This is a genomic window from Rothia sp. HMSC067H10 (assembly GCF_001810635.1).
Lineage (GTDB): Bacteria > Actinomycetota > Actinomycetes > Actinomycetales > Micrococcaceae > Rothia > Rothia dentocariosa.
This window is the reverse complement of the sequence record NZ_KV802279.1, coordinates 46,483-61,882: the sequence shown is the minus strand read 5'-3', so window position 1 is coordinate 61,882 and position 15,400 is coordinate 46,483. Positions and strand designations below refer to the sequence as shown.

At 55.5% G+C, this 15,400-nt stretch carries 13 protein-coding genes; 5 read left to right on the top strand and 8 right to left on the bottom strand.

What is annotated here, in order from left to right:
• Positions 1 to 358 precede the first annotated feature (358 nt).
• Together HMPREF2756_RS11390 and HMPREF2756_RS11385 are read left to right on the top strand one after the other, a co-directional pair.
• The gene (locus HMPREF2756_RS11390) at positions 359 to 988 is read left to right on the top strand and encodes a hypothetical protein (RefSeq protein WP_246825777.1); all 630 of its coding nucleotides are present in this window, start codon (positions 359 to 361) and stop codon (positions 986 to 988) included.
• Positions 989 to 998: 10 nt separating this feature from the next.
• A complete protein-coding gene (locus tag HMPREF2756_RS11385) occupies positions 999 to 1,268 on the top strand; it encodes a hypothetical protein (RefSeq protein WP_070617328.1) in 270 nt (89 codons plus the stop codon).
• A 219-nt stretch (positions 1,269 to 1,487) separates the two neighbouring features.
• Here the strand turns inward: HMPREF2756_RS11385 and HMPREF2756_RS01075 are convergent, their stop codons facing one another.
• Positions 1,488 to 1,907 (bottom strand): PLD nuclease N-terminal domain-containing protein, encoded by a 420-nt coding sequence (locus HMPREF2756_RS01075; RefSeq protein WP_246825776.1) that lies wholly within the window; start codon positions 1,905 to 1,907, stop codon positions 1,488 to 1,490.
• 138 nt (positions 1,908 to 2,045) lie between these two features.
• Here HMPREF2756_RS01075 and HMPREF2756_RS01070 point away from each other — a divergent pair, with 138 nt between their 5' ends.
• The gene (locus HMPREF2756_RS01070) at positions 2,046 to 2,333 is read left to right on the top strand and encodes a DUF4229 domain-containing protein (protein WP_070617325.1); all 288 of its coding nucleotides are present in this window, start codon (positions 2,046 to 2,048) and stop codon (positions 2,331 to 2,333) included.
• A gap of 192 nt (positions 2,334 to 2,525) precedes the next feature.
• Here HMPREF2756_RS01070 and HMPREF2756_RS01065 read toward each other — a convergent pair whose 3' ends face one another.
• The 4 genes from HMPREF2756_RS01065 to HMPREF2756_RS01050 all read right to left on the bottom strand — a co-directional run bounded on the left by HMPREF2756_RS01065 (position 2,526) and on the right by HMPREF2756_RS01050 (position 7,594).
• Positions 2,526 to 3,770, bottom strand: coding sequence for a trypsin-like serine peptidase (locus HMPREF2756_RS01065; RefSeq protein ID WP_246825775.1), 1,245 nt, complete (start codon positions 3,768 to 3,770; stop codon positions 2,526 to 2,528).
• 367 nt (positions 3,771 to 4,137) lie between these two features.
• The gene (locus HMPREF2756_RS01060) at positions 4,138 to 5,052 is read right to left on the bottom strand and encodes a 1,4-dihydroxy-2-naphthoate polyprenyltransferase (RefSeq protein ID WP_070617323.1); all 915 of its coding nucleotides are present in this window, start codon (positions 5,050 to 5,052) and stop codon (positions 4,138 to 4,140) included.
• 50 nt (positions 5,053 to 5,102) lie between these two features.
• The gene (locus tag HMPREF2756_RS01055; RefSeq protein ID WP_246825774.1) at positions 5,103 to 6,608 is read right to left on the bottom strand and encodes an AMP-binding protein; all 1,506 of its coding nucleotides are present in this window, start codon (positions 6,606 to 6,608) and stop codon (positions 5,103 to 5,105) included.
• A gap of 32 nt (positions 6,609 to 6,640) precedes the next feature.
• Entirely contained in the window at positions 6,641 to 7,594 is a 954-nt protein-coding gene (locus HMPREF2756_RS01050; RefSeq protein ID WP_023133243.1) for a 1,4-dihydroxy-2-naphthoyl-CoA synthase, read from the bottom strand.
• Positions 7,595 to 7,902: 308 nt separating this feature from the next.
• Between HMPREF2756_RS01050 and HMPREF2756_RS01045 the strand changes: the two genes are divergently transcribed.
• Positions 7,903 to 9,285: a hypothetical protein gene (locus tag HMPREF2756_RS01045; RefSeq protein ID WP_070617321.1), complete on the top strand. Its 1,383-nt coding sequence runs from the start codon at positions 7,903 to 7,905 to the stop codon at positions 9,283 to 9,285.
• A 109-nt stretch (positions 9,286 to 9,394) separates the two neighbouring features.
• Here the strand turns inward: HMPREF2756_RS01045 and putP are convergent, their stop codons facing one another.
• Together putP and gluQRS are read right to left on the bottom strand one after the other, a co-directional pair.
• On the bottom strand, positions 9,395 to 10,891 hold the full coding sequence (putP, locus tag HMPREF2756_RS01040) for a sodium/proline symporter PutP (protein WP_070617319.1): 1,497 nt from the start codon (positions 10,889 to 10,891) through the stop codon (positions 9,395 to 9,397).
• Between the two features lie 301 nt (positions 10,892 to 11,192).
• On the bottom strand, positions 11,193 to 12,185 hold the full coding sequence (gluQRS, locus tag HMPREF2756_RS01035) for a tRNA glutamyl-Q(34) synthetase GluQRS (RefSeq protein ID WP_371440697.1): 993 nt from the start codon (positions 12,183 to 12,185) through the stop codon (positions 11,193 to 11,195).
• 173 nt (positions 12,186 to 12,358) lie between these two features.
• Between gluQRS and HMPREF2756_RS01030 the strand changes: the two genes are divergently transcribed.
• Positions 12,359 to 13,252, top strand: a complete 894-nt coding sequence (locus tag HMPREF2756_RS01030; RefSeq protein WP_070617317.1) for an MBL fold metallo-hydrolase — start codon at positions 12,359 to 12,361, stop codon at positions 13,250 to 13,252.
• A gap of 155 nt (positions 13,253 to 13,407) precedes the next feature.
• Here the strand turns inward: HMPREF2756_RS01030 and menD are convergent, their stop codons facing one another.
• On the bottom strand, positions 13,408 to 15,339 hold the full coding sequence (gene menD / locus HMPREF2756_RS01025) for a 2-succinyl-5-enolpyruvyl-6-hydroxy-3-cyclohexene-1-carboxylic-acid synthase (RefSeq protein WP_210393481.1): 1,932 nt from the start codon (positions 15,337 to 15,339) through the stop codon (positions 13,408 to 13,410).
• Positions 15,340 to 15,400 lie beyond the last annotated feature (61 nt).

Genomic DNA, 15,400 nt, shown 5'->3' with positions numbered 1-15,400 from the left:
TGTGGGGTTATCCGGTGGTGTTGTTGGTGGCTCCTTGGTGGGCTGCTTTTTGGATGGGAGAGAGCTGGCTAGGGCTGGTTGAGGATACTATACGTCGTAAATTGGGTAATATCCCAAGATAAGTCTAGAGTTGAATATCTGGTGCATATTTTTAATGGAATAAAATTGTAATATCTAATTTTCGCAGAAAATGGCATGAATATTTGGTTTATTTTGCTGGAGTATACTTATTCTAATTAAAGTTTATTTTGATTTTTTAGTAGGTTGATGTTTCTTTTTTAGCAATTGGTGTGATTATGCGGTTCTAGGAAAAGTGCATGCTTGGATAACTCACTTGTAAGGATTGCTGTTGGTGTAGTTGGGGTCTTATCCGCAGAAAGATGGTGAAAACATGGTGGGGAAGGGTGAGATGTTTTTGGGTGTTCGGAAAGAGTGGTTGGCTGCGATTGATTGGTGGAGTTCTGGGATTTTTATTGGGATTTCTCAGTTTTTGATTGGGTGGCCTTTGCTGGGGTTTATTCTGCAGACCTCGCGTTCTCTTCCGGTGGGTGAGAATGTGTTGTTTTATGGGTATGTGCTGTTGTTTCCTGTGTTTGGGACGGTTTATACTGGGTGTCTTTTTTATTTTCTGAATGCTAGTACTGTGTCGCAGCTGATTTGGTTGGCGTCTCCTCATGTGGGGATGTTGGTGGTGGGGATTTTGCCGTATCCGTGGAATCTTCCGTCTATGTTTGGGTTTGTTGCTGTGGTGACGGGGTTGTATCCGGGGGTTTTGCTGTATCAGTTGTTGGAGTTGCGGCGTCGTAGTCGGATGTCGCCGGGTGAGTTGGCGGTGTTTCTTGCGGAGCTTGAGGTTCGGGAGGTAGAGGCACAAGAACGGGAGCTGAGAACTGAGAGTACGTTTATGTCCTTTGCCTTTATGGTGATGCTATTCATGGTTGGTTTTTTTTGCGGTGGGTATTCCGGCGATGCATTGGAAGGGGTATGATCCGTCTCCGATGATTTTTCCTGTGGTGGTGGTGACGATAACCGGGGTGGCGGTGTCGGTGTTGGTGAAGCGTGTGTTGGGGTGGAAGGTTTCGGGGTGGGTGTATGGTGTGTTGTTGGTGGTGAGTGTTCTGGGTGTGTTGTGGGTGTGGGGTTATCCGGTGGTGTTGTTGGTGGCTCCGTGGTGGGCTGGTTATGTTGTGGGTGCACCGTGGGTGTCTGAGGTTGAGGATGTTATGCGTCGTGGTATGGCTCGTGCACAGAGGCTGCACAGTAGGTAGGATTTTAGCAGTTTATAGTTTCAGATAGTTTGGGGTCTTATCTGCAGGTGGGGTTGGGGCACCTTGGCGTTGTTCATCCTTCGCCTAGTTGGAAGCTGTTGGCGTTGAATTCTACGGTGAATGCGGGTTTGGTGGCGTTGTCTGATGGAGCGACATCGGTAGCGTCGCGCAGTAGAGAAAACTCCCGCAAGTCGCAAGATATCTAATGAGTCCTAGAACCTATTTTGAACTACCTTTCTCACCGGAACCGTTGCTCTCGCCGTCAGAACGTTCACCCGTGCCGCCGTCCGCGGGTCCGGTGCCCGCATCCTTTTCGCGGGATCGGCGCTGACGGTCGGCCTTCGTCTTGAGCCAGCGCAGGTACTCTTCATCGTCGTCGGGTGAAGATGTTGCCGGTGGCGGCGTGCCTCGCCGAGAACCCGTGAACCCGCCGCCTTGCCGCGGTTTAGGGGCTCGCACGGCGCGCGGGCGGCCCAGCAGAAGCCACAGGAGAGGTCCCACGACGGGGAAGAAGATCACCGCAATAATCCACAGCCATTTGGGGAAGGTACGCATCTGGTCCTGATGCGTGCGCAGCGCATCCAAGAGAGTATATAGAGTTAGCCCCACCACCAGGGCGAAAGCACCAATAATCATCATGGCTCGAATCATAGTCTCTAGTTTTACACACTCCGAGCATAACCAACAATGAAAACTGTCAAATAATCTGTGACGTGCCCGGCGTGCCGCATCTCGTTTGCTTGGGGGGCTTATCGCAACCCCGATACACTGGATGTTATGAACTTGTTCAAGTACACACTGCTGCGGCTCGGCCTCGTCGTAGTACTCTTTTACCTTTTTATGCTGATAGATGCGGGTATTTTTATTGCTGGTCCCGCCGCTATTCTATGCGCCTTCGCCCTGGCGTATATTTTCTTTCCCAAACTTCACGCCGCCGCCAGCGCGGATATGCGTAAAATTTTCAAACGCGCCCCCACCATTAAAAACAAAGATGAGACAGAGAACCGCACGCTCGAAGATCAGCTCGTCGATGAGCATAAGAAGGTTTCGGGCGAAGACTTCTAAGATATTCTCCCATCAGCGCTAAATCTGCCTCCATAGAACGAAGATGCGGCACCCCAGCCCCAAACCACCCGGCGGTGGCAAGGGCACGAGATGCCGCATCTTATGTGTATCAGGTGGCGAGCAGGTAGTTTTTGGTCGAGCAGGTAGTGTTTTCCTACCCGCTCGACCAAAAAACTACCTGCTCGGCAGCTCTTAGTCTTTCGCTGCCTTCTGATAGATGTCCCAGACGGGGCGGTCGAAGATCGCACCCGAGACGGACGTATTGTTATTAGTTGCGAACGAGGTTACGCTCTGGACTTTGCCCAGGCCGGTCGCATTATTGTAGTCGGCAAGCCACGGGCCACCTGAGGATCCGCCCGCGAACTCGCATCCCGAAAGCGTGGGGAAGTAGTAGGGGGTAATGCGGATCGTGTGGGTGTTGCCCCAGCAGGCGTGCATAACCCTACCGGACTCTTTGTTGCCGGGGTATGCGAAGACGGTGCTCTCGAAGATGGGGCTGCGGTCCACATTCAAGCCGTGCCCACCTACCATATTCACGAGGAGCTGACCCTTCTCGTTGGTGTTGGTCTTGATGAAAGCAACGTCGTGCTTGTAGCTGTCGCCAGTACCGCCCGTGGGCTGACCGTACTGAACCCAGTCGTTGGCAACACGCAGGTACTGTGCGCTGAAGGTGCCGTGTGGGCGCACACCCCGGTTGTAGCCGGGAACGAACACGATGTTGCGGTGCCAGGTCTTATTCTTTCCACCGTGCACGCAGTGACCGGCGGTTACCACGGTACGCTTGGTGGGAGTGTTGATTGCCGCACCGGAGCATACATAGTTTTTACCGTCACTGGCATCGGTGTAGAAAATCTTGCCGTTGGTGTGCGAGAAGTTCGTTACCTTGGATGCACCCTGAAGCTGCACACCATTGCGTGCGCCCTTCTGTTCGGGCAGAACGGGGTCTACAGACTCAGCGGTGGTTTCAGGCTCGTCAGCTTCCTGAGTGAGAGTCTGCGGGGTGTATTCCTCACCGGACTCGTTAGTTTCCTCCTGAGAAACGATCTCGGGATTCTGCTCTTCAGTCTCCATCGGAGAGACGGCATTGTTGATCTCCTGCTGGGGATCCTCTACGTTATCTGCAGGAATAGCGTTTTCCATACGCTCGGTCGTCCAATAGGTAATGACTCGCGGGTCTCCCTCGGGAATAGCCCCCGGGTTCTCGCCTTCCTGACCTGCCACAACCGATGCCTGGGGGTCGGCGTTAAGAACGTCGTCGCTGAGAGGTGCTACTGCGGAAGCGGAATCGTCGCTTCTCTCAGAGACGGTGTGGGTGTACGATGCGGATTCGTTAGGGGTAGAGACCGCATTCGCGGGGATAAAACTTGTCGATACAAGCAAAGATGCTGCAAGAAAAAAGGGTGCACGCTGCACGGCACCCTGAAGTGAATGGCGCACGAAAGTGTCCTTTCAGGTGGGTAGAGTGGTGATTCAAGAGTCGCTATGTAATTGAGTGAATGATATGTCAACACTTGAAATTACTATTAATGTAAATAAAGATTTTTTCAAATGTCAATATGACATGCAAAAAAGAGATGAATTATGTCATGAAAAACTCACAATGTGGGAACATGTGAGATCCTTCCGCAGCATCCCACATTCCCTGTGGGTATAAAAAGAATCTTTATGTGAATAAAGTTTTAGAGAACTTGCTTTATTCACATAAAGAGCCTTTTTGGTATGGGGGGGGGAGATGCTGGTAGGATGGCGGGAATACGCGGTAAAAACAGAGTTCAGGGCGTTTTCGGCAAAGTGGTGCATATTCTTAATACCCTGTGAAAACCTCAACGGTATTACTCAATAGATTTAATCCATGTAGCCATACTGAAATAGCAACTAAAATACTATAGATTAGTGCCACAATTCCTGCTTGTTTGAGTACGGGTATAAGCGCCGGTCCCTGTTTAAACAAAACCGTTACGCAAGAATGAACGGTTGGTCCCAGAAGAATAAAAGTTACCAAAAACCAGGGATTATGCGGAACCACAAAAGCACCTATGAGAAGTGCTATCAGCATTTCAGCACAATAGGCGATGCGCGCTCGCCAATCCCCAAGCCGCACCGCTAGCGTAAGCTTGCCGGATTCACGGTCGGTCGGAATATCGCGCACGTTATTTGCCATGAGCAGGGCGCAGGATATGAGTCCGATAGCTATCGCAGACACCCACCCGGTCACTGTCAGCTCATGAGACTGCGTGTAGAGGGTACCTAAGGTGGCGACCAGTCCGAAGTAGACAAACACGAAAATATCGCCCAAACCCATGTAACCGTAAGGGTGTTTACCGCCGGTATACCCCCAAGCGGCGAAGACCGCGGAGGCGCCAATCGCCAAGAACCACCACTGGTTTGCCAACGCCACCAGAATCAAACCGGAACACATGGCTAGAGCAAAGCACAAAAACGCGGCGTATTTGACAGATTTCGCGCTTGCCGCGCCGGAACCGACAAGGCGCATCGGACCAACCCTGCCCTCATCGGTGCCTTTGATACCGTCGGAATAATCGTTTGCGTAATTCACCCCGACCTGTAGAAAAAACGCCACCAAAAACGCTAAAAACGCATACCAGGGCTTGAACGCATCAATCTCGTACGCTGCGGCTGATCCGGCGATGATAGGGGCGACGGCAAGCGGTAAGGTGCGCAGGCGTGCGCCTTCAATCCACTCTGCGGGTGTTGCCACGGTGATCCCTCCGGTAGCGAGCGTGCGAAAACTGATTCTTGGCGGGGTCTTTAGCCCCTCGTATTTGTGTATTCTCTGTACAGCATACTGTATATAGCCTGCCGGTCGGGTTTGCCCGTGCTTGCGGTCGGAAAATCGGCGAGTATCCTCAGAAATTTGGGGGCACCCGCCGCACCTAGCTTGTCGGTGCAGAACTCACGCAGCATATCGCATGTAGCCTCGGAGGTATCGGGTGCACTCTGCGCCCCGGATGCGCCCCGCAGCGTGATCGCGGCAGCCACCGCCGAGCCCCAGCGCGCATCGGGAATGCCCATGACCACAGCCTCACGCACCGCCGGATGGCTTTCAAGAACGGCGGCAACTGCCCGAGCGGAAACTTTGACCCCTCCGGTAATAATCACATCATCGGAGCGTCCCACAATGTTCAGCATCGGGGCGCCCTCGTCCTCTGGCGCATTCGGGGCAGTGGGTGTGAGCGAGCCGTAATCGTCGGTGCGGTACCACCGGCACCCGTCGGCATCAACGAAGAAATGGGATGCGGTGCGCGCGTTATCGCCCATATACCCGCTGGCAAGGTGCTCACCACCAAGCCAAACGCGCCCGGTATTCTTGGTGTGCCCTGGCGCAGAGTCGCCGTTCTGCCCGGCATCCGCAGCAGAACTCGCCACAAAACTGTCTAATAAACCCGCGTCCTCGGGAACCACACGCAGCCGCACCCCGGGCAGCGCTACCCCCGAATAGACGCACCCACCGGCGGTTTCTGCGCTGCCATAGGTGGTGACCACGTTCAACCCAAGCTCTCGTGCTGCCGTCAGCAGGGACGCGCTCGCCGGGGCACCGCCAAGCAGGATGCCGGTGAACTGGCCGAGCGCATCGTAAATCTCTGACCCCAGTGCGGGGCTGGCTTCGGCGGCTTCTAGGAGCTTATGCACCTGCGTGGGCACAAGAGAAACGAACCGGCGGGCGCAGCTGAGCCGTTCGGCGGCATTCAGAAATACTTCGGGCGTGAAACTAACCCCGTCGGTAACCGATGCAGCAACTACCGGTGTCGTTCCGGCGAGCACCGACCGGGCGAGAACCTGGGCTCCCGCCACATAGTGCGCGGGCAGGGCAAGAAGCCATTGCGCCGGGTCCTCAGAAACCACCCGCCGAGGCTTCGACGAACCGATCGAAGGGTAGTCAGCAAAAAACCTCTCGGTCGCCCGAGCGGATGCCCGCAACGCCCGCACGCTTAACGCCGTCTGTTTGGGGGCACCCGTGGACCCGGAAGTACCCACCACGAGGGCAATAGACTCCGAGTCTTCTATTCGCCCGCGCGGGTCTTGATTATCGCGAGCATTGTTCGGCAAGTCCCCGGTGAGAGAGCGCTCGAAGGCGCGCAGAATCTCTTGCGGATCGGCGGGCTCATCGGCGCTGAGGAGAACCGCGTGCGGATGCAGCGCATCCTGGCGTGGGGCAGGAAGCGGCGTGAGTGAACCGGGGAATGCGCCTATCGCGGAGTCCGCCTCGCCGCTATTCACCCGGGACTTACGGGGAACGCGAGGGCCTTCCGACACAACAGAACGGTTATTCTGCAACGCGTGAAACCCTAGAAGTAGTAGGGATAGTTCGACCAGTCGGGGTCACGCTTTTGCAGAAACGCATCGCGCCCCTCCACAGCCTCGTCGGTCATATACGCCATGCGGGTTGCCTCGCCCGCGAAAACCTGCTGCCCGAGCATACCGTCATCGGGCAGATTGAAGGCGTACTTGAGCATGCGAATAGCCTGCGGAGACTGCCGGGCAATATGAGCCGCATATTCCAGGCCCTTATTTTCCAGTTCTGCGTGGGGCACCACATCGTTAACGGCACCCATCTCGTACATGCGCTGTGCATCATACTCTTTGGCGAGGAAGAAGATTTCGCGCGCAAACTTCTGCCCAACCTGCCGCGCCAAAAGCGCCGAACCGTAGCCTGCGTCGAAAGAGCCGACGGTCGCATCGGTCTGCTTAAACTTGCCGTATTCTTCGGAGGCAATAGTCAAATCCGCAACCACGTGCAGGGAATGCCCGCCGCCCGCAGCCCACCCGGAGACCAGAGCGATCACGACCTTGGGCATGGTACGAATAAGACGCTGCACCTCCAGAATATGCAGCCGCCCGGCACGTGCAGGGTCAATAGATTCGGCGGTGTCGCCGCTGGCGTAATGGTAGCCATCGCGCCCGCGGATGCGCTGGTCGCCGCCCGAACAGAACGCCCACCCGCCATCTTTGGGGGAGGGGCCGTTCCCGGTCAGAAGCACAGTGCCTACATCCGAGGTCATGCGGGCATGATCGAGCGCCCGGTAGAGTTCATCCACGGTATGCGGGCGAAAGGCGTTACGCACCTCGGGCCGGTTAAAAGCAATGCGCACGGTCGGCAAGTCGCGCAGGATTTCGCCCGTCTCGTCGCGCTGCACCTGGCGGTGGTAGGTGATATCGGTAAAATCCTCAAACCCGTCAACGATGCGCCAGTGCTGCGGGTTGAAAATATCGGAAACCTGGGGAGGGAACGTAACAGTCATGCCCCCTATTTTACGCAGTATGAACCCGCCCATGTTCCAGACCCGAGAGGATACTTCCGTCCCCCCTTGAACGATAAGCCGCGAAGCAGATGTAAATCGTACACACATTTCCCCGATAAAACCCGTTGTTTCCTTGAAGAAATATTGCAGGCCTGGGCACCATATTCAAGGGTTTTGTCGTGTGTTTACCCGATATCGTGATAAATACGACGAAACATGTCACATTCATATCCCTTGCGCATCCACTCCTGCTATAAGATGCTGGAAGAGCCTATTTATGCCCGCCCAGCCACCAAGGACAGAAGAATATGTCAGAGTACACGTCGCGAACTTCTGCAACACCCGATGATTCCCTCATCCACCTTCATGCAATGCGGCATGAACGGTATGCGGCGGCGACCGCGCTTTTAGGGGAGAGTGGATTTGCCACGCGCGTGGGAGGGTTTAACGCTCTGGTGCGTCTTGCCGATGAGTGGCTTGCAGATAATCGAACCCCCGAAGAACAGCGCCTTGCCGAGGCACAGGTTATTATCGATACATTTTGCGCGTGCATCTATGCCCCATTCCTGCCCGCCTCCAGGCATAAAGACTACATGCGGCTCAACCGAGAACCGAAAAAACGCTGGGATTCCCAGAAAAAAGCACGCTTCCGCGCCGAACAAGCCGAATTTCGTGCTGAGGCGCGGTTCCGCCAAACCGTTCTCGATACCATTCACCTGCGGGTTATGACCCGCTATGAGGGACCGGGACCGTGGAGCCGCCTCTCCTTCGACTTTTCGGGCAGCGTGTTCTTCTATCCGGTCAGCTTTGGGCGCTCGCAATGGGAAGGACGTCTGAACCTGCGTGGGTGCACCTACTACGCTGAAGCCGATTTTTCGGGTTCCACCTACACCTGGTACTTAGATTGCAGCAATTCCGCCTACTACACAGAGGCCGATTTTTCGGGTTCCACATACAACGGAGGGGTTAACGCGAGCTTCTGCAACTACCGCGGGAACGTCGATTTCAGCGAGTCCGTGTACCGTGCCAACGCCAGCCTGAGCTACAACGTCTACTGGGGCGAGGCTGCCCTGAACGACAGTATTTATGAGGGGCACGCCGATCTTGCCTGCTGCACCTATGTGGGTCACGCAAGTCTGGGGAACTGCGATTACAGGCGCGGCGCAGACCTGTTTTTGAGCACCTACGCGACTTTCGCCGATCTTGACCGGTGCACCTATGGCGGGCGTGCGAACCTGAGCAAGAGCGTCTATTACGGTCGGGCATGGTTCTGGCATTCGACCTATTTGCAGGAGGCCACGTTCGGGGATTCTATCTATAACGATTCCGTCGATTTCTCCGATTCGCATTTTGCCGGCCCCGTCAATCTTGAGGATTCGGCATATCTCGACACCACGAACTTTCAGAACACGATTTTTGAGGAGGACAGCCCCTCTTTCGCCCGGAGCGTGTATGTTCCCGAGAATAACGAGCACACGGGGTACAACTATGGGGTGGTGCGCGTGCTGACGCTGGACGAATTGCAGCATCTCGACCAGCTGCGAGAGCCGCGCTACGAGATTGAGCAGGAACTCTTCAACGTTGATGACGCTACGGATGCGAAAACGTACCGTATCCTGCGTAGAGCCTTGCTGGAGGCGAGCCACCCGATCCAGAAATGGTGCCAGGAACTGATGGCGGGCACGCTCTAAAAGCCGTGTGAATTAGTCCCTAGCCAGAGGCTAGAGCTGAAAATATTAAAAATTTGCCCCGACCCGTGCATTACGGGTCGGGGCAAATCTGTGAGCAGAAGTTCAGACCTTAGCCAGCCTTGGCGAGCTCTGCGGCCTTATCGAACTCTTGTTCAATTTCTTCGTTCTTCTGGTAGGTAGCCAGAGAGACCACGACGGTCACCAGGAAGGCTAGGAAGAACCCGGGGATCATCTCGTAAACATCGATCGTTTCGGTGAGGTTGAAGATCTGACGCCAGAAGAAGGTGACGACAGCACCCACGACCATGCCCGAGACCGCACCCGGTAGGGTGAGCTTACGCCAGTACAGCGAGAGGATCACGATTGGGCCGAAAGCCGAACCAAAGCCTGCCCATGCGAACTCCACGAGCGAGAGAATCGAGTTGTTCTTATCGAGCGCCATGAGAGTCGCGATGAGCGCCACAATCGCTACGCCCGCACGTCCAAGCCAGAGTGACTGGTTTGAGCTGAGCTTCTTCTTCACAAAGACACCGTAAAGATCTTCCACGAGAGCCGAGGAGCAGACCACTAGCTGCGAGGATAGCGTGGACATAATAGCCGCGAGAACGGCAGCCAGAATCATACCGGCGATAAAGGGGTGGAAGAGAATCTGCGCGAGATCCAGGAAGACTGTCTCCGCACTTTCCTTATCGGTGAGAGAAACTTCGGGGTGGGTTGCAAAGTAGGCTACGCCCACGAACGCCGTGCTGATGGAGCCTACCACGGTCAGGAGCATCCAGCTCATACCGATGCGACGCCCGGCTTTCGCATCCTCGGGAGTGCGCAGCGCCATGAAACGCACGATAATATGCGGCTGTCCGAAATAGCCTAGGCCCCAGGCGAGCGCCGAAGCGATGCCGATAAACGTAGTTCCCGCGAAAAGTCCCAGGGCGTCGGGGCGAACGTTGGCGACGGCATCCGTGACGTGGTCGAGTCCGCCCATATTGGTAATAGCCACGATCGGCACAGCAATCAACGCGGCGAGCATCAGAAGACCCTGCACCATATCGGTGTAGGAGGCACCCATAAAGCCGCCGAAGAAGGTGTAGAACATGGTGATACCGGCGACGAGAAGCATACCGGTGAGGTAGTCCTGGTGGAATGACGACTCGAAGAATTTACCGCCAGCAACCATGCCGGAGGAGACGTAGAAGGTGAAGAAGACGAGGATAATAATACCTGCAAAAATACGCAGAATATTGTATTTATCGTGCAGCCGGTTGCTGAGGAACACAGGGACGGTAACGGCATCGCCAGCGACTTCGGTGTAGCTGCGCAGACGGGGTGCAATATATTTCCAGTTGATCCATGCGCCGATTGTCAGACCGATAGCAATCCATGATTTGGAAAGACCGGCTAAATAGACAGCGCCGGGCAAACCCATCAGGAGCCAGCCGGACATATCTGCGGCGCCTGCCGAGAGAGCCGCGACGGTGGGGGAGAGCTGTCGTCCTCCAAGCACATAGTCGTCAAGGTCGTTATTTTTACTGTTTGCCCACAGACCAATCACAATCATGGCGATAAAGTAAATCGCCAGTGCGATGACTTGGAACGTACCGTCGGTCATCTCTCATTCCTATCTAGTGGTTGGGATTCCGTCACGTAACTATCTGTGTAATTATGCGCAACTCTATGACTTTATGAGTGGCTTGGGATACAGTCTAACCGCTCGGAATGGATTTACCAACTCGTAATGCATTCAGCGTGTTTGCATACTACTGAATATATATTCACATCATACGAGGCATGCCGTGGTAAAGCGTGGTTTTATGTGGGAAATTTTGGTGAAACAACCCCGAAAATTCGCGGCTCTTGAGGTTGCTTTGACCACAACGTGAACGGGTGGCGTGTGGTGATGCTTTTGCTTCTTATAAATCTAAAGGATTTGTAACGATCCACGGCTTGGGGCTCATGGCTTTAGGATCGAAGTATTCCAGAAAATCCTGCGCCGATTTCGGGAACTTTGGGGCATCAGGAATGGGAATAGAGGCGCGAATCCACTCCAAAATATCGGGCTCTACAAACCCTGCATCCCGAAGTTGCTTTAGTGTTACCGCGCCGTCGCGTTTCGCTAGACGCTTACCTTCCGTGTTGAGGGCTAGGGGGACGTGGGCATAGTGGGGCGGTTCATACCCTAGGAGTGCTGCCAAGTATGCCTGGCGTGGAGCGGAAGATAATAAATCGTCTCCGCGCACCACCTGGGTCACGCCCTGATAATGGTCATCGACCACGACGGCTAGGTTATAGGCGTAGGTGCCGTCGTTGCGGCGAACCACCACGTCATCGACGGCGCCCGTGTACTCACCGGCAAACATATCCTGTACCGTAAATTCACTGATTTCGGCGCGCAAACGCAGGGCGGGAGGGCGTATCTCACGGCGAGATTTACGCTCGGTATCACTCAGATTGCGACATGTCCCTGGATAGGAGCCGGGGATGCCGTGCGGTGCTGAGGTTGCCTCCAAAATCTCGCGGCGCGTGCAATAGCATTCGTAGAGCAGCCCCGCATCCTGGAGTTTCTGCACGGCGGCATCGTAGGCGGCAAGTCGTGTGCTCTGGCGTAAAACATGGTCGTGGCGCCTCGGGTCTTCGCCAGGCGTTGCATCCCAATCGAGCCCCAAAGATTTTAAATCGGCAAGCTGCTGTTCGGCGGCACCGGGGCGCACGCGATCGAGGTCTTCGATGCGCATCACAAAGCGCAGTCCCTCTTGTCGTGCGAGAAGCCATGCGAGAATTGCGGTGCGCAGATTGCCCAAATGCAGGTCTCCAGAGGGGGACGGTGCGTACCTGCCCGCGCCTGGTGAAGCAGGAGCGTGCATTGCAAAAGAATCCTGGGCGGTGCTGCTGCTGTGTAAGCTCATGGTTTTAATCCTAGCGGCACCTCTAAAAGTGCCTCACGCCATAGGATTCGACAAAAAATAACAAAATAATAACAATCTCACGGGAAACTTCGTGATAGACGTTCGCAAGTTTGTTATCAAACCTTTATAAAAATATTCCGTATCTGACGGTAAAGTCGAGTACCGTTAGAAGTATGGCAACCACGATTGAACTAGCGGACGGTGTTTATCGTATTGCAACCGATAACTACTGTCTAAATACCGGACTCATTCTCGGTCTTGAGAAAGCACTCGTGATCGATACCGGTGCAGGACCTCGACAGGCAACCGAAATTTATGATGAGGTTCGTCGTATTACCCGTATGCCTCTTGTCGTCGTCAATACGCATGCACACCCCGAGCGTTACTTCGGAAACGACGTTTTTGCGGCTATGGGCACCGAAGAGTTTTGGTCGCACCCGCGGGCGGCGCGCGCTATCAAGAAATACGGGGATAGGCAGCGCCTGTATGTGGAGACCCTAGAACCTGAGATGGCACACCACCAGGGAGCGGCAACCGATATCGTGGTGCCTAATCATCTGGTTGCTCAAAGCGGGGAAGGCATTACCTTTACCCCGGTTGATCTGGGGGAGCGCTCGGCAACCCTCATCTACTTGGGTCCGGGACATACCGAGGGCGATATCTTGGTGGGTATCGACGATGTGCTCTTTACGGGTGGTCTGCTGGAGCAGGGAACCGACCCATCCTTTGAAGATTCTTTCCCCGATCGTTGGGTAGAGACCCTAGGCGCGCTTCTTGAGCTTGATCGTTACCGCGTATACGTGCCCGGCTGCGGCGACCCCGTAGAGCGTGATTTTGTGGAGCGCTCTCAGGAGACCATGAAGAAGGCTATTTATGCTATTCGTCATTCGACTATTGACCCGAATGATGCGAGTACCACCGCCGCCATGTATCACCTGCCATATGCACCCGGACCTACCCGGTTCTTGCTAGATCGTATGGCGCAGCTTGAAGGTACCGAGGTGCCTACCGACAGCTCTGAAACCACCGGATACACCGGTCCTATCACGATTGGCATCCTGCACTAGCATAAGCGCAGACATATGACAGTCGGGTATGACATATATCGTCATATTCATAAGAATTTCTGAAAACCTCCGCATAGAGTACGTACCATTTTGAGGCTGTGGTGCGTTCCTGCGTGGAGGTTTTACTCTGTGAGTCTTAGAAGGAGCAAGGCGCACTAAGCCTGGGTATCGAAAATATCGTTCGGGCGGTGAATGCGCACCCGAATACCTGACTCCTCACCGAAGCCCGCCGCCATGCGTTCCAAATCCGTATTCGGCGCCGCCTGAACCGTAAAGAACCTCTCGACGGCGCGGGCAAATTGTGGATTCTGGGCGAGAGCGCCGTGTTCCAGCGCGGTGAAAATGCCGCCTCCGGCGTCGTCGTAGACGACGACGTCAAGATCGGGCAGAAGCTCCGTCATGGGCAGGTTCAGTGCAGAAATATCGTATTGAAAGGTCAAATCGCCGCATATGAGGATAACCGGAATCGGCGCGCCCGCCACATGGGCGGAAGCATCGACAGCCGTGCGTGCGTTGCCGGTGGGGTAGTAGCCCGCTAAAGAAACACCGACAGCCGTTGCGATAAGCCCGTCAATGCCGGAAAGCCCGCGGTTTGCGAGAACCCGTGCGGGCGCATCGGCACCAAGAGCGGGGGCGATAATATCTAGATCGCGCACAATACTCGACGAGCCGACGACAAGGGTACGGCGCTGCTGTGCGCATGTATTCCAGGTTTGGAGTGCAAGCGTCTGAGCGGGAATTCTAGCAGGCTGAGAAGTATGTGCACCGTCTTGGTGACATTCTTCGGATGGAGCAGAGGCCTGCGGCTGCACTGTTTCAGACTCGGCACAACGATAGGCTTCGATCAACGTGAGCGATGCCTCTTGAGCCCGCCGTCCGGCAGTGACCCAAGCATCAAGCCAGGTATCATCGGCTCGCATGCCCGATCCCATAAGCGCAAAGGCTTCAAGTTCGGAGGGCGAATCAATCTCGCGAATGGCACGAACCCCAGGCTCATACCAGCTGGCGCGCCGAGGCGCATAGTAGGCATGCTGCACATCGGTACGCGCTAAAAGCGCAGAAATAGCGCGCGAAAGCGTAGGATGCCCGCATAAAATAGTTCGCTCGATGCTCTGCCCCAGCTCGGAAGCCGCATGTTCCCCGAGTACCGTCGTGTACTGGGGAATCGAGGTAGCGCCGTGCCGCGCCTGCGAAGAAGGCTCCGCCAGCAGCGGCAGATTCAACGCGCGGGCAAACTCAGCGGCGAACGGCCCGGCACCGTCTCCCGCGATCACCACCGTTTTCGGGCAGTCTGGTGCGTCTTCGGGTTTAAGCGGCGAGGACTGAACCGCCTGTTCATGCTGCATCAGCCAAAACTTCTCGGCAGGACTCAGCTGCGCAGGCTCAAGCTCAACGGGGTACGATGCGGCCCCCGGGGCAATATGCTCGGCAAGCGATGCGGCCCAGGTGGGAAGAATCTCGGCTGTCCGAGCCGAAGGTGTGAGCGGGGCGTCGAAACACACGTTAATATGCGCCGGCCCCACGGGCTTATCGCTTGTGCGCGACCAATCTTGCGCATCGCTGCCGGTCAGCGCCGCTAAACATGCCATAAAATCGGCAGTCTGCTGCCCAGGATTATGTTCGGGGTACGAGGTCAAATCAGCACTTGCACGCACAAAGGGAGAGAAAAAATCGGTTTGAACCGTCGTCTGATTAGCACCGGTTCCACGCAGCCTTACGGGACGGTCCGCGCTCATGATCGCCAGTGGAACCCCGGCATGGTAAGCCTCCATCACGGCGGGCAAATACTCACCCAGCGCCGTTCCCGAGGTACACACTAACCCCACGGGCAGCCGCGAAGCTTTCGCGATACCCAGCGCCGTAAACGCTGCCACGCGCTCATCAACGCGCACGTGGGCAACCAACGCACCTGCCTCTTCGGCCGCCGCAACCGCATACGCCAGGGGAGCGCTTCGAGAACCTGGGGAAACCACCACATGCCGCATGCCCGCGCGAATCAGGGAATCGAGCACGGCGACGGCGGAGAGCATGGAGTCTGGAGCGGGGGGAGTTTGAACGGTGTCGGCACGGTCGGGGTTTTCAGTCACCCGTCTATTCTAGACCGGTGTTTGGGCGTGTGAAGAATATGGGGTCCCTAAACGGGCAGTT